14 protein-coding genes are annotated in these 12,181 nt (G+C 53.5%); 5 read left to right on the forward strand and 9 right to left on the reverse strand.

Translation table 11 applies throughout. The features are described from left to right. A partial coding sequence (locus RT340_RS16085) for an alcohol dehydrogenase catalytic domain-containing protein (protein ID WP_313377090.1) occupies nucleotides 1–480 on the reverse strand: 480 nt, incomplete at its 3' end. Nucleotides 481–590: 110 nt separating this feature from the next. Here RT340_RS16085 and RT340_RS16090 point away from each other — a divergent pair. After that, on the forward strand, nucleotides 591–1,022 hold the full coding sequence (locus tag RT340_RS16090; RefSeq protein WP_097117663.1) for a winged helix-turn-helix transcriptional regulator: 432 nt from the start codon (nucleotides 591–593) through the stop codon (nucleotides 1,020–1,022). On the opposite strand, the gene RT340_RS16095 is transcribed toward RT340_RS16090, so the two are convergent. Continuing rightward, on the reverse strand, nucleotides 964–1,788 hold the full coding sequence (locus tag RT340_RS16095; RefSeq protein WP_160833151.1) for a helix-turn-helix transcriptional regulator: 825 nt from the start codon (nucleotides 1,786–1,788) through the stop codon (nucleotides 964–966). The two genes, RT340_RS16090 and RT340_RS16095, sit on opposite strands and share 59 nt — an antisense overlap. A gap of 103 nt (nucleotides 1,789–1,891) precedes the next feature. Here RT340_RS16095 and RT340_RS16100 point away from each other — a divergent pair, with 103 nt between their 5' ends. Beyond that, entirely contained in the window at nucleotides 1,892–2,782 is an 891-nt protein-coding gene (locus RT340_RS16100) for an SDR family oxidoreductase (RefSeq protein ID WP_313377093.1), read from the forward strand. On the opposite strand, the gene RT340_RS16105 is transcribed toward RT340_RS16100, so the two are convergent. Next, complete coding sequence (locus RT340_RS16105) at nucleotides 2,767–3,681, reverse strand: LysR family transcriptional regulator (protein ID WP_211728761.1); 915 nt, start codon at nucleotides 3,679–3,681, stop codon at nucleotides 2,767–2,769. The two genes, RT340_RS16100 and RT340_RS16105, sit on opposite strands and share 16 nt — an antisense overlap. Nucleotides 3,682–3,783: 102 nt before the next feature. Between RT340_RS16105 and RT340_RS16110 the strand changes: the two genes are divergently transcribed. Beyond that, on the forward strand, nucleotides 3,784–4,959 hold the full coding sequence (locus RT340_RS16110) for an MFS transporter (RefSeq protein WP_313377096.1): 1,176 nt from the start codon (nucleotides 3,784–3,786) through the stop codon (nucleotides 4,957–4,959). 76 nt (nucleotides 4,960–5,035) lie between these two features. On the opposite strand, the gene RT340_RS16115 is transcribed toward RT340_RS16110, so the two are convergent. Continuing rightward, a complete protein-coding gene (locus tag RT340_RS16115; protein WP_045815508.1) occupies nucleotides 5,036–5,857 on the reverse strand; it encodes a Cof-type HAD-IIB family hydrolase in 822 nt (273 codons plus the stop codon). A gap of 137 nt (nucleotides 5,858–5,994) precedes the next feature. Continuing rightward, complete coding sequence (locus RT340_RS16120; RefSeq protein ID WP_313377099.1) at nucleotides 5,995–6,633, reverse strand: TetR family transcriptional regulator; 639 nt, start codon at nucleotides 6,631–6,633, stop codon at nucleotides 5,995–5,997. Between the two features lie 81 nt (nucleotides 6,634–6,714). On the opposite strand from RT340_RS16120, the gene RT340_RS16125 reads away from it, so the two are divergent. Then, complete coding sequence (locus tag RT340_RS16125) at nucleotides 6,715–7,386, forward strand: O-methyltransferase (protein WP_313377101.1); 672 nt, start codon at nucleotides 6,715–6,717, stop codon at nucleotides 7,384–7,386. 32 nt (nucleotides 7,387–7,418) lie between these two features. Here RT340_RS16125 and dksA read toward each other — a convergent pair whose 3' ends face one another. Next, nucleotides 7,419–7,838 carry an RNA polymerase-binding protein DksA gene (gene dksA / locus RT340_RS16130; protein ID WP_160833145.1) on the reverse strand — a complete coding sequence of 140 codons (420 nt, stop codon included), beginning with the start codon at nucleotides 7,836–7,838 and terminating at the stop codon, nucleotides 7,419–7,421. Nucleotides 7,839–7,910: 72 nt separating this feature from the next. Here dksA and RT340_RS16135 point away from each other — a divergent pair, with 72 nt between their 5' ends. After that, nucleotides 7,911–8,138: a hypothetical protein gene (locus RT340_RS16135; RefSeq protein ID WP_034822387.1), complete on the forward strand. Its 228-nt coding sequence runs from the start codon at nucleotides 7,911–7,913 to the stop codon at nucleotides 8,136–8,138. Nucleotide 8,139: 1 nt separating this feature from the next. On the opposite strand, the gene RT340_RS16140 is transcribed toward RT340_RS16135, so the two are convergent. The 3 genes from RT340_RS16140 to RT340_RS16150 all read right to left on the reverse strand — a co-directional run bounded on the left by RT340_RS16140 (nucleotide 8,140) and on the right by RT340_RS16150 (nucleotide 11,994). Further along, nucleotides 8,140–9,330: a CobW family GTP-binding protein gene (locus RT340_RS16140; protein WP_097117931.1), complete on the reverse strand. Its 1,191-nt coding sequence runs from the start codon at nucleotides 9,328–9,330 to the stop codon at nucleotides 8,140–8,142. 185 nt (nucleotides 9,331–9,515) lie between these two features. Further along, nucleotides 9,516–10,727 carry a zinc metallochaperone GTPase ZigA gene (gene zigA, locus RT340_RS16145; RefSeq protein ID WP_313377105.1) on the reverse strand — a complete coding sequence of 404 codons (1,212 nt, stop codon included), beginning with the start codon at nucleotides 10,725–10,727 and terminating at the stop codon, nucleotides 9,516–9,518. A 160-nt stretch (nucleotides 10,728–10,887) separates the two neighbouring features. Beyond that, nucleotides 10,888–11,994 (reverse strand): ABC transporter substrate-binding protein, encoded by a 1,107-nt coding sequence (locus RT340_RS16150; RefSeq protein WP_313377107.1) that lies wholly within the window; start codon nucleotides 11,992–11,994, stop codon nucleotides 10,888–10,890. Between the last annotated feature and the right edge of the window lie 187 nt (nucleotides 11,995–12,181).

Here is a 12,181-nt window from a genome sequence, read left to right on the forward strand (position 1 = left end):
GCCCGCACACAGCAACGGAGCAACGCCTGCCAGCGGCAGGTTCTGCGGCACTGACACCACAAAATGCTGATCGACCACCACATTCTGTGCATAGCCGCCCCAGGTGCTGTCGCCTGTGTGTTTGTCGATACCGTTATAGGTCGCGGTAAATCCGGCTTCGCAGTACTGCTCTTCCTGCTGCTGGCAGAAATGGCATTCACGACAGGAATCGACCATCACGCCGACACCCACCACATCACCGACCTTGAAGTTTGTGACCGCTGCGCCGGTTTCCCGCACGCGACCGATGATTTCGTGGCCCGGCACCAGCGGATAACGACTCACCGCCCATTCGTTACGTGCCATATGCAGATCGGAGTGGCACACGCCGCAGTACAGAATATCGATTTTAACGTCCTGCGGTTGCAGTGGACGCAGCGCGATCTGGCTGGATACTAAAGGTTTTGCCGCGTCGTGTGCGACTAATGCGTTGATTTTCATGGTGCCTCCGCAAGGTGCTGGCGTTATTGAGTTGAAGGCGGCAGACTATAGTCAACGTGGTGCAGAAATGATAGTAGTTACCTTTTGGTGATCATAGAGGAGTGACACTGATGCCAGCCTGGGTTGACGGCAAGCTGTTTTTTTATGCGGATTCCCCGCCGCGTCGCTTGATGGATTTGTTCTCGCTGAAGTGGAGCAGCATGGTGCTGCACGCGCTTTATCACTGGCCGGGACAGCGTGCGCGCACCGGCGAGTTGCAGCGCAGCCTGCAGGGAATTTCGAAGAAGATGCTGTTTCAAACATTAAAAGAGCTGGAGCAGCGCGGATTGATTGCCCGCCATGTGTATGACGTGATTCCACCGAAAGTGGATTACCGTTTGACGCCGCTGGGACAGACCTTTGCAGCCCCAATCGAACAGATGTACCAGTGGGGACTGGAGAATCAGGCGGCGCTGGATGCAATGGACGCCAACCTGCGCGCGGCTACGGACGTGCCATCAGACGCGCCACCGTCTCACGATCTCTCGGCAAGCGAGGATTAAACACCACCAGGCTCAGGCCGGGCTTACCCTCAACGGCGAAGGTGCTGTATTCGAGTTCCAGCACGCCTTCGTCCGGTAGCCACAGTTGCTTTATCCCTTCGCCATGCTGGCTCACTTCCTGCGATTGCCACAGTTGACGGAAGGTTTCGCTCATCGCGCTGAGTTCTTCCACCAGCGTGCGCACATGCTCGCTGGCACCGGTACGTGCTACGTCGGCACGGAAATTCGCCACCATGTTACGCATGACCTGATGCCAATCCGGCAGGCGTTTTTTCATCTCTTCATTGCTGAACATCATTAATAGAATATTGCGCTGTTCCGGCGGCAGTTGGGCGTAATCCACAAATACTTTGGTCGCCGCATGGTTCCACGCCACCACCTGCCATTCAGCGGTTTTCACCAGCGCGGGCGTGTGCGTCATGCTATCCAGGACGCGTTGCAACGAGGGTGAAACATCCACGCCCGCCTGCCAGGTGACGCCCGGCAAACGATTCTGCGCCAGCAGAAACAGGTGGTCGCGCTCGGCGGCACTTAGCTCCAACGCTTTGGATAACCGTTCCAATACCTCTTCGGAGGGCGCACCACCTCTGCCCTGCTCCAGCCAGGTGTACCAGGTGGTGCTGACGCAGGCGCGCACCGCCACTTCTTCCCGACGCAATCCGGGCGTACGACGCCGCAGCAACGGATAGCCGAGTTTGCCAGCATCCAGTCGCTGACGTCGTTCACGCAGGTAGTTGCCGAGCAGATTGTCGTCTTGTTGGGTCATGGCGTTATCCTGTTAGTGCCTATACCTGTATAAGCTCACGACTTTTCGCCGCGCCGCAGACTTTTATCATAGTGCTTCAACAGCCAGAAATAGGAGTACGAATATGCGACTTTTTGTGACCGGCGCAAGCGGCTTTATCGGTTCGGCCATTGTGAAAAAACTGCAGGCACGCGGCGTGGACGTGCTTGGACTGGCACGCAGTGACGCGTCAGCAGAGAAACTGCACCAGCAGGGAGTCCAGGTGATGCGCGGCGATTTAGAAGATATTGCCAGCCTGCGTAGCGCCGTTGAACAGAGTGACGGTGTGATCCATGCCGGCTATATCCATGATTTCAGCCGCATGGATCACGCAGCGGCTATCGATCAGCAGGCAATTCTGGCGATGGGTGAAGTACTTGCCGGGTCAAACCGTCCGCTAGTGGTGACCACCGGTACTGCATTGGTCTCGCCAGGACGTCTCGCGGTTGAGCAGACTCAACCGGTTTCCGGCGGCCATCCTCGTTCCGACTCCAACATCGCCGCACTCGCGCTGGCGGATAAAGGGGTGCGCGTCTCGCTAGTGCGTCTTCCGCCCACGGTACACGGCGCAGGCGACCACGGCTTTGTGCCGATGATCATTAATATGGCGAAAGAGAAAGGTGCGGCGGTGTATATCGGGGATGGTGCGAATCGCTGGCCTGCGGTGCATCGTGATGATGCGGCGGAGTTATTCTGCCTCGCCGCCGAGCACGCCGAAGCCGGCACGATTTTGCATGCGATTCAGGAAGGAGGCATCCCATTTCGTCAGATCGCCGAAACCATTGGTGCAGGTTTGTCTCTGCCGCTGAAAAGCCTGAGCATGGAAGAAGCGAAAGAGTGGCTGGGCTGGATGGCGTTCTTTGCTTCCATTGATAATCCGGCTTCCAGTGAATGGACACGTCAAACATTTAACTGGCAGCCCACCGGACCGGGACTGCTGCAGGATATGCGTGAGGCGGGCTATTTTTCGCGTTGATTCCGCACCGCCTCTTGCAGGAAATCAATAAACGCGCGGCTTCTTGCGGGAAGAAAACTCCGTTCCTGGTAGAGCAGCGCAATCTCAAGGGGTGCGGGAGCGAGTTCAAGCTCAATCACTTCTAACTGCCCACTTCGAATATAAGGCTCACAAGCCTGCGCTGAAAGGATGGCAAACCCGATGCCTTTCAGTGCAGCTTGCATCGCCATCTCACCACTGTCGACACGGAAAGGACTCAGCACATTGATGTGTCGAAATCCTTTGCCAGTGGTTATAAATTGCCACGCTTGCCCCTGAAGTGCACTTACGGTGGTGATGCAGGGCAGAGCCAGCAATTGTTCTGTATGCGTTGGTCTGGCGTATTCTTGCAGTAAAGTCGGCGCCGCAACAATGTGGCAGGGTAATGAAGCCAGCGGTCGAGCTATGACATCACTGCTGGCGCGCGTGCCGCGACTGATATCAATGACAACATCGCAGTCATCCCACAGTGCCTCTGCTCCCTGCAGACTGGTAGTACAATGGAGTTCAATTCTGGGATATCGCAGTGCAAAGTCAGCCAAAAGATTGCCGAAGATCACTGGTCCTACGCCATTCGGCAAACACACGCGAAGCAGCCCTTCAGGCTCAGTTTGCGCGTGGCTTAATCTGGCTTCCGTCTCATTCACCGAGTCCAGCAGTGGTCGCATGCTGTCAAAAAACATCTGCCCTGCTTCAGTAAGCTTCATTTGACGCGTACTTCGCTGTATGAGTCGCATCCCTAATCGTTCTTCCAGCTGCGAAATCTGGCGACTCACATTCGATGCAGGCATTTTCAAGGCACGCGCGCCGCCGATAAAACTGCCCTTCTCTGCAACGGTGACGAATACCCGCAAAACATTTAAATCGATTCTACTGCGCATCGATTATCCCATTTTTGATAATTAATCCTCTCACTTTATCGCTCTAATCATAATGATGCACGGGCAATAGACTAGGCCTCCTGTAACTTAATGGAGCAAACTATGCCTGTCCTCACTCCGCAATCAGGTTCATTCGCTGTGATCCGCATCGCTGTGATTATCGCTTTTGTTCAATTCACGAATGCCCTCGAATACATGATGTTTAATCCGCTGTTTGCCTACATGGCGTCTCAATTTTCAGTGCCTGTCACTTATGCAGGTTATGTCACGGGGACTTACACCCTGGGTTCAGTGCTATCCGGGTTATGTATTTGGAAATGGATTGACCGCGTTAACGCCAAACGGTTTTTACTGTGGAATATGGCGCTTTTAGGCGCTCTGACGGTGCTGATCACCTTCACGAGCGATTATACCCTGCTGCTGGTTCTACGATTTATGGCGGGCTTAGTGGGAGGAACAACCATGGGTGTGGGGATGAGTTTATTAATCAGCCTCGCGCCAGCGGCATTACGAGCACGGATGATTGCCACCGTCATTGCCGCTTTCTCTGTGGTCAGCATTGCAGGGATGCCGACCATGCTGTTTTTGAGCACACATTTCGGCTGGTATAGCGCAACGAGACTCATTGGTTTGCTGTGCCTGATAGCTTTGCTTCTTATTGCCGGGTTTATTCCTGATGCCCCGCGCAAAATCGCCCCTAAATCATCGATAACAATGACGCCAGAATGGTTGTTTTTCGCCAGCGGGAACGCCATCGCGCAATTCACTCCTATGCTCATCATTCCTGCTTTAGTGCCTTTATTGACCCAACACATGCAGGCTGTGAGCGCCTCGCTGCCCATGCTGTTCTTCATCGGTGGCATCGCTGGGTTGATGGCGACAAAGCTTACCGGAAAACTATTGGCTCACTGGTCCAGCTACACCTTAGCCGTTGTCTCAACGCTGATATTACTGGTCAGCATGCTGCTTCCCATGACAGGTTTGCATGCCAGCGCATTATTCATGGGGCTGTTTCTGAGCGGGGCTTACGGACGATTGGTGGTGGTGTCGTGTGTGACGACGAGATTTCCAAATGAGGCCAGTCGGGCTGGTTTCCTGTCCCTGCAAACGGCGCTGATGTCATTGAGTACCACCCTCACCTTTTTTGTTTCGGCCATGACTTTTGAGATAGCAGCCCCACTACCCATCATATTCTGGGTGCTGGTTGCCGGCAGCGCATTACTCTTGCCACCGCTGATTAAGAGGATGGAAAAAAGGTTAGCGAGACGTGAGGCCTGAGGTGATAAAGGTAGCGGCAGAATCGATCGCCCAGCTAAAAGTTTAGCTCTGGCTCGATAAACTCTGCCGCGAGGGATTAGCCAAACGGCTCTTCGCGTGCCAGCAAGCGTGCTATCACGTTAAGCGCACCTTCGTCGTTATTGCTGTCGGTTTTATAACGCGCAACAGCGGCCACGGGCGCGGCGGCATTGGCCATCGAAAAGCTGTAGCACGCCTGACGCAGCATTTCGAGGTCGTTGGCGCTGTCGCCAATGGCCAGCACTTCGCAATCGTCGATGCCCCATTTTTCCTGCAGCAGCGCGATGCCGTGTGCTTTGTGGCAGCCAGGAATGATCAGATCGACAAAACCAAAGCCGCTGGAGACCGGATGCATAATGTTTTCAATCGCGCCCAGTTCTTTGTGCAGACGATCCATCAGGGCATCCACCCCTTCGTGGGCCAGATTCAACGAAAACTTAAAGATGGTGTCATCGATATCGTACAGATTGTCGCGCTTTTCCAGCCGATGATAGTGATTCGCCAGCATCGCAATCACTTCCTCCGGCATTGAGGTGTGCACATAAGCGCCATTGCGACCGCACACCACGGTGCTGATATCCGGCTCTTTAGCCAGAATATCGAGAATTTGATGGACGCGTTCTGGTGCCAGTTCGCCGCAGAAGATCTCTTCATTGCTGTCTGACACCCAGGCACCGTTCTCGGCGACAAAGGCGATTTCATCTTTGATATCCGGGAAGTAGCGTTGTAACTGGTAATACTGATTGCCACTGGCGACCACAAAACGAACGCCTTTCTCTTTCAACAAGGCGTACTGGCGCGCGAATCGTTGAGCGTTGTACTGTTTGTTGTCATCGAGAAAAGTCCCATCCATATCCACCGCAATCATTTTTACTGCCATCTTGCTCTCCCGTATCGTTTGACCAGCATTCCATCCAGCTGTGAAAAGGTTTTCATAGAGCTTACTCGCGGTGTGGATTAATGAGAATGGTAATAATGAGATTGTTAACCGCTTTCAGAGATTTCCAGTGCCATCTTTTACTGCAAATCCGCCCCTTTTTCCCTGATCCAGACACAGAACATCTCTGCCATGTCCTTTGCGTAGTCGAGAATCTCCGCCTCAGTGCGCGGTGTTTCGGAAAAATGTTTGCCCACGTTACCCAGTGTGCTGTTGATCAGGTCCGCAGCGCGCAGACGTTGATTCTCTTCCAACTGGGGCAATAACTCATACAGGAAGTCACTCATCACGTTTTCACCCGCCGCGCGCGCGGCTGCCACTTCCGGTGCATTACGGTAAAACGGCGCTGCATCGTTAAGTGCGGTCCGCATTGCCGCTTCTTCACACTCTGAGTGCAAGAAAGCGAGCGTGAGTTGGTGCAGACGTTCACCCGCAGGCACATCTCGATTGCGGAGGATTGATCCCAACAGTTCGCCGGTGCGTTGCCACTCCTCGCTCTGTAATCGAAAGAGGATAGCCGCTTTATTGGGAAAGTATTGATACAACGATCCAATACTCACACCCGCCCGTTCCGCCACACGTGCGGTGGTAAACCGCGTGGCGCCTTCCTGCTCTAAAACCTGAGTAGCCGCTTGCAATATCGCGGAAACCAGCTCGCTGGAGCGGGCTTGCTTCGGCCTTTTTCTCTCTGAAATCTTAGCGTTACGGCGTTCAGCCATCTGATGCTCCTGAACACGAATAGTGAAATGCGAATGATTCATCGTATTCTGTTCGCACAGATTAATCTACTGAGAATCATCATGACGACCTTAACTTCCGCGCCATTGGCGCCGCTGCTTAACTACCTGTTCGAACTGGCCGACAATATGGCGCATCCGACCAATGAAGCCTTCCGCGTGATGTCCGATGAAGAGCAAAATCGCCTGTTGCAGAGCAAAACAGATTATCTCGAACTCTATGGTCATCTGAAAAATGTGCCACTAGCGGTGTCGCGTGAAACCGGCAAGTTGCTGTACATGCTGGCACGCAGCAGCAAGGCGCAGTCGATAGTGGAGTTTGGCACCTCCTTTGGGATTTCAACGCTGCATCTCGCGGCAGCGTTACGCGATAACGGCGGCGGAAAGATCATCACCAGTGAATTTGAGCCGGGAAAGGTGGCGCTGGCGCGCAATCATTTTGCTGATGCGGGCGTAAGTGATTTGATTGAAGTGCGCGTGGGTGACGCGCTGCATACGTTGAGCCGCGACCTGCCTGCTGCCATCGATATGCTGGTGCTCGATGGCGCCAAGGCAATTTACCCTGAGATACTGGCGCTGGTTGAACCACATTTGCGCCCTGGTGCGCTGATCGTCGCCGATGATGCCGATTTCAGCCCCGAATATCTCGAACATATGCACAGCGGGCGTGGCTATCTGTCGCTGCCGTTTAACGACGGCGTTGAAGTATCAATGTGGCTGGAACGTTCACAGTAATCAGCACCCAGAGCCTGTGCTCTGGGTGATTTTTATTTCCGATACTGCGCTTCGACCCGTTCCTGCTTGATCTTGGCATCAATGGAGAGTTCTGCGGTGGGGCGTAGCAACAGGCGAGCCAGGCCAATGGGATCGCCCGTATCACGACAGTAACCATATTCGCCTTGATGGATGCGCTGCACTGCCGCATCAATTTTTGGTAGCAGGCGGCTTTCGCGATCAATCTGACGAAACAATAAGCGTAACTCCTCTTCGCGGATCGCTTTGTCCGCTTCATCTCCTTGCTGTTCACTGCGTTGCAGCTGCGTTTTCAGGTAGTCGATATGTTCGAGCAGTTCCTGACGCTCAAAACGTAATAAGCGCAAAAAATACTCACTCTGGTGAGGATTCATATACTCTTCTGGCGGCATACTGAGAAGGTTTTGCTGCTCGGCTGATGTAGGTTTGGTCATGTTGAAATTCCTTAACAGCTTCGTGTTAATGTTATATCGTCACATTTCAAATCATTCATTGAGGTTGCTGCGATGAAGACCACTGTTCCTCTGTTGCTTATCGCCATAGCATCGGCAAAAGCAGGTGCCTTTCAGGCAAAGATTGATACGTTAAAACTGGCGCAAAAGCCGGATACCGCAGTGGCCAACGTCGATTTGACGCAGCCTCTGGCGACGGCGGAAGTGCATGCGGCGCTGTTAAAGCCCGTATCCGGCTGCCAGTGTCCGTTCTGTACGCAAATGCGTGCGCTGGCGGGCTAACTCAGGCGGATACACGCGCGACGCGCTGCGGCCAGGGATCGGCAAATTCGCCGCCACTTTGCCACCATGCAAGCTCCTCTTCATTAAGAAAGCAGCGTTTCAGGGCGACGGTAAAGGCTTTCACTTCATCCGGTTCACCAATCACCGTTAAACTGCAGCGCCGATCGCCAAATCGCCCCGGCATTTTTGCCACTGCCTGTTCGACCGCCGCGCGCTCCTCTGCAGTGAGCGGACTATCACGATGATTCAGAATTCCCGCTTTCCAGTAACTGATAAATTCCAGACTGATGCTGCCCGTGGCCTGATTCCACAACAGCGCTAGATCATCGCGCGTCGGCAACCAGAAAAAGCCTTTACTGCGATAGATGCCCGCGCCCATAAAGTGGTGGCAGGTATCCCACAATCGCTGCGGATGGAATGGACGATCGTCGTGAATCACTTCGGAAGTCATTTGCCACGCACCGGGATCAATGGCATCCACCTCATCCGCTAATTCTTCAATTAACTGCGCGACCCGCCCGAAATCGTAGGACGGCATCGCCATGAGTTCACTCAGAGAGAGATTTCCCCGCGATACCGCCATCACTGCCACATAGGGATTGAGTGGATGAATGGCCTGGGCAATGCGGGTAATGCTGGAAGACGGCAGCCGATCATTTTTAGTGAGCAGCAGATGGCTGCAAAACATGATTTGTTCTGCCAGCAGATTCTCGATGCGCCGCTCGTGACGAGTCAGATTGGCCTGCAAACGAGGAATCAGCGCTTCGCCCTGCTGGTAATCATCATTCAGCATCACGCTGTCGACCAGCGATAAGAATCCATTGAGTTGCACTTCAGCATGGTCGCGGAAATAACGCACCAGCGGCAACGGATGGCTGCTGCCCGAGGTTTCCAGCAGGATCAGATCCGGACGATGTGCGTTGAGCATCGACTCAAGTGCGGCATCGAGTTTTTCGATACCCGTTCGGCTGCTAATACTGTCGGCCGAGAGCGTAATGAAATTGTGTTTACTGGCGTTGACGATTTCAGTGTTGGCAATCAGCACGCCATCGACGTCCAGTTCGCTCATATCATTGACGATGACGCAGACTGCAAGTTGCTGTTTATGCGCCTGAACCAACAGACTTTTTAATAGCGTTGTTTTGCCTGCACCAAGAAAACCGTTGAGAATGGTGAGGGGGATTTTTTGCATCGTGACCTCTTGCTGCCGCACGTTGCGGCTGGGTTTGCCATCCATGGCGTCATGCCGTTCCGTTAAACCAGGTTCTGCCTAAGTACCCGCTGGGGAACTGCGCTTCGCTCAGGCAGAAATATGTGGCCGGGCGCTCAGTTCATTGCACCGTCAACGATCTGCCTGGTTCCTCGCGTTTATTTTCCTCAGTGAAACCAGGGTTCAAACGGGTCCGGATATTCGGCCCAGTTTTCCGGGCCCTGCGCCATCTCTTCGTCAGTCAGCAGCGCATGTTCCAGCTGGTTGCGCAGACGGGCTTCATCCATCTCAATACCAATAAACACGATTTCCTGACGCGCATCGCCAGTGCCTTCGACCCAGTTCTGCATGATGTATTCCAGCGTCTCGGGATCTTCCGGCCAGCGCTCTTTCGGCGCACTGGCCCACCACATGCCTGCTAAGCCCTGACGCGTCACGCCACCGGCCTGTGACCAGGAACCGGCATAGTGAGGACGACTGGCGAGCCAGAAGAAGCCCTTAGACCGCACCACGCCTTTGAGATCGCCTTCAATGACGCTGGCGAAGCGGGTGGGATGGAAAGGACGACGCGCGCGGAACACAAAGTTGCGGATGCCATACTCTTCGGTTTCTGGCGTATGTGAACCGCGCAGTTCTTGCAACCAGCCGGGGGCTTGTGAGGCCGCATCAAAATCAAATAAACCGGTATTCAGCACTTCCTTCAGTGCAACCTTGCCAAACTCAGAGGTCACCACGCGTGCGCGCGGGTTAAGAGAATGCAATATCGCCAGCAAGCGGGCTTTTTCCGCTTCATCAATCAAATCGGTTTTGTTCAGAATCAGCACGTCGCAGAACTCAATCTGATCCACCAGCAGATCCACTACCGTGCGTTCATCTTCTTCACCCAGCGATTCACCGCGGGATTTGATGCTCTCGTTGGATTCGTAATCGCGCAGGAAATTGAAGCCGTCCACGACGGTCACCATGGTGTCCAGCGCAGCGACTTCTGACAGGCTCTGACCATCTTCATCGGCAAAGGTAAAGGTTTCCGCCACCGGCAGCGGTTCGGAAATACCGGTAGACTCGATCACCAGGTTATCGAAACGGCCATCTTTTGCGAGGCGATCGACCTCCAGCAGCAGATCTTCACGCAGCGTGCAGCAGATGCAGCCGTTACTCATCTCGACTAACTTCTCATCGGTGCGCGACAACTCCGCCCCGCCCTCACGCACCAGAGCGGCATCGATATTCACTTCCGACATATCGTTGACGATCACTGCCACGCGGCGACCTTCACGATTGTTGAGAATATGGTTAAGCAGCGTGGTTTTGCCCGCGCCGAGAAAGCCGGAGAGGACAGTAACCGGCAACTTTTTAAAATTCGGGGATAATGATGACATTGCAACTCCTTCAACATGACAAGTGCAGGTGCGGTGACATGCCACACCAAACGTTATAATTGATATGTTATAACATAACAATTACGGTTGTCATTGCGTCGAAGAAAGATTGTTGTTTAAGGCAAATAAAAAGCGGGCCGTTTCGGCCCGCTATAAAGCATTACTTGTTATCGGGATAGCTTAGATTGATCGCTTCATCCGGTAACTTAGTGAATTTTTGCACGATGGTGCGGAAGTCGGCGTTAGGCGTCAAATCGGCAAACTGTTGCGGATAAAGGTCTTTTGCCAAAATTTCCATCCCCACGAGGCGGGAAGGGTGGCTATAGAAATGATGGTAAACGCCATAAACACGGCCAGATTTCACAGGCTCGCACTGTGCCAGCCCGGTACGTTCCAACAGTGTCAGGAAGGTGGCTTTCACCTCTTTCGGCTGCACGCCGTAGCCGAATGGCAGCACGTTGGTGTTAGGGCGCTTTGAACCGGTCATGATGTAAACGTCCGGTTTCATCGCAATAATTTTTTCCAGCGCGATAAAGCCCACGTTGCCCGGCAATAGCTCGGAACCAATATTCTTACCGCCTACGGCTTCGACTAATCCGCCCCAGCCATTGTGACTGTGAGTGAAGCAGCAGTTATCGCTGTTACCGGCAATCGGCTCAATAAACACAGTCGGTTTGTTCTTCACCTCAGCCACGCCTTTGGTGATGCGATCAAACCTCTGCTGATAGAAGTCGGTATAGGCCTTAGCCTGGCTCTCACGGTTCAACACTTTGCCCAACAGCGTGACGCTGGGTGCCGTGTTTTGCGCGGGGTGCAGTTCATAATCTACAAACACCACGGGAATATGCAGATTATTCAGCGTACTCAATACACCTGACTGTTGCAGCGCCGGTTTCGCGCGCAGTTGGGCAATCATCATGTCGGGCTTTTGCGCCAGCACGCTTTCCAGATTGACCTGGCCCTGGTCGCTGAAGCCCATATCGACAATTTTGGTCGCTTCAGGCCATTTGCCTTTCAGCAGATCCCAGGTTTGGGTGTCTTGTTTCTTCGGCAGGTTATTCCACGCCACCACACGCTTAAACGGGTCATCACGATCCAGCAGCGCCAGCGTCAAAATATCGCGGCCATCCTGCAGGATAATGTGTTGCGGTTCTTTAGTGATGGTTTGCGTGTTGCCGTCCATATCGGTGACGGTTAACGGGTAAGTGGTAGCCGAAGCCGCCGTGGAAGCCAGTAATCCCATTGCCAGTAGCAGGCGCGTTTTCATCCTAAAACTCCGTGGTAAAAAGAATAGTTATTATTATCAATTACCTTAACACAACCTTAAGGGCCGAAAATAAACGCCAGGACAATGGGTTGTAACCGAGTGTTAATGTTGAATGATGAAGGTTGGATGGCAGATGGCAGATGGCAGATGGCAGATGGCAGATGGCAGATGGCAGATGGCAGATGGC

This window comes from Pantoea sp. CTOTU50773, assembly GCF_032082325.1.
Taxonomy (GTDB): domain Bacteria; phylum Pseudomonadota; class Gammaproteobacteria; order Enterobacterales; family Enterobacteriaceae; genus Pantoea; species Pantoea communis.

Excerpts from the sequence above, each read along its gene's own strand:
- RT340_RS16140 (WP_097117931.1), bottom strand. The coding sequence starts at position 9,330 with ATGCAAAAAATCCCCCTCACCATTCTCAACGGTTTTCTTGGTGCAGGC.
- zigA (WP_313377105.1), bottom strand. The coding sequence starts at position 10,727 with ATGTCATCATTATCCCCGAATTTTAAAAAGTTGCCGGTTACTGTCCTC.
- RT340_RS16105 (WP_211728761.1), bottom strand. The coding sequence starts at position 3,681 with ATGCGCAGTAGAATCGATTTAAATGTTTTGCGGGTATTCGTCACCGTT.
- RT340_RS16095 (WP_160833151.1), bottom strand. The coding sequence starts at position 1,788 with ATGACCCAACAAGACGACAATCTGCTCGGCAACTACCTGCGTGAACGA.
- RT340_RS16115 (WP_045815508.1), bottom strand. The coding sequence starts at position 5,857 with ATGGCAGTAAAAATGATTGCGGTGGATATGGATGGGACTTTTCTCGAT.
- dksA (WP_160833145.1), bottom strand. The coding sequence starts at position 7,838 with ATGACCAAACCTACATCAGCCGAGCAGCAAAACCTTCTCAGTATGCCG.
- RT340_RS16135 (WP_034822387.1), top strand. The coding sequence starts at position 7,911 with ATGAAGACCACTGTTCCTCTGTTGCTTATCGCCATAGCATCGGCAAAA.
- RT340_RS16090 (WP_097117663.1), top strand. The coding sequence starts at position 591 with ATGCCAGCCTGGGTTGACGGCAAGCTGTTTTTTTATGCGGATTCCCCG.
- RT340_RS16120 (WP_313377099.1), bottom strand. The coding sequence starts at position 6,633 with ATGGCTGAACGCCGTAACGCTAAGATTTCAGAGAGAAAAAGGCCGAAG.
- RT340_RS16150 (WP_313377107.1), bottom strand. The coding sequence starts at position 11,994 with ATGAAAACGCGCCTGCTACTGGCAATGGGATTACTGGCTTCCACGGCG.
- RT340_RS16125 (WP_313377101.1), top strand. The coding sequence starts at position 6,715 with ATGACGACCTTAACTTCCGCGCCATTGGCGCCGCTGCTTAACTACCTG.
- RT340_RS16110 (WP_313377096.1), top strand. The coding sequence starts at position 3,784 with ATGCCTGTCCTCACTCCGCAATCAGGTTCATTCGCTGTGATCCGCATC.
- RT340_RS16100 (WP_313377093.1), top strand. The coding sequence starts at position 1,892 with ATGCGACTTTTTGTGACCGGCGCAAGCGGCTTTATCGGTTCGGCCATT.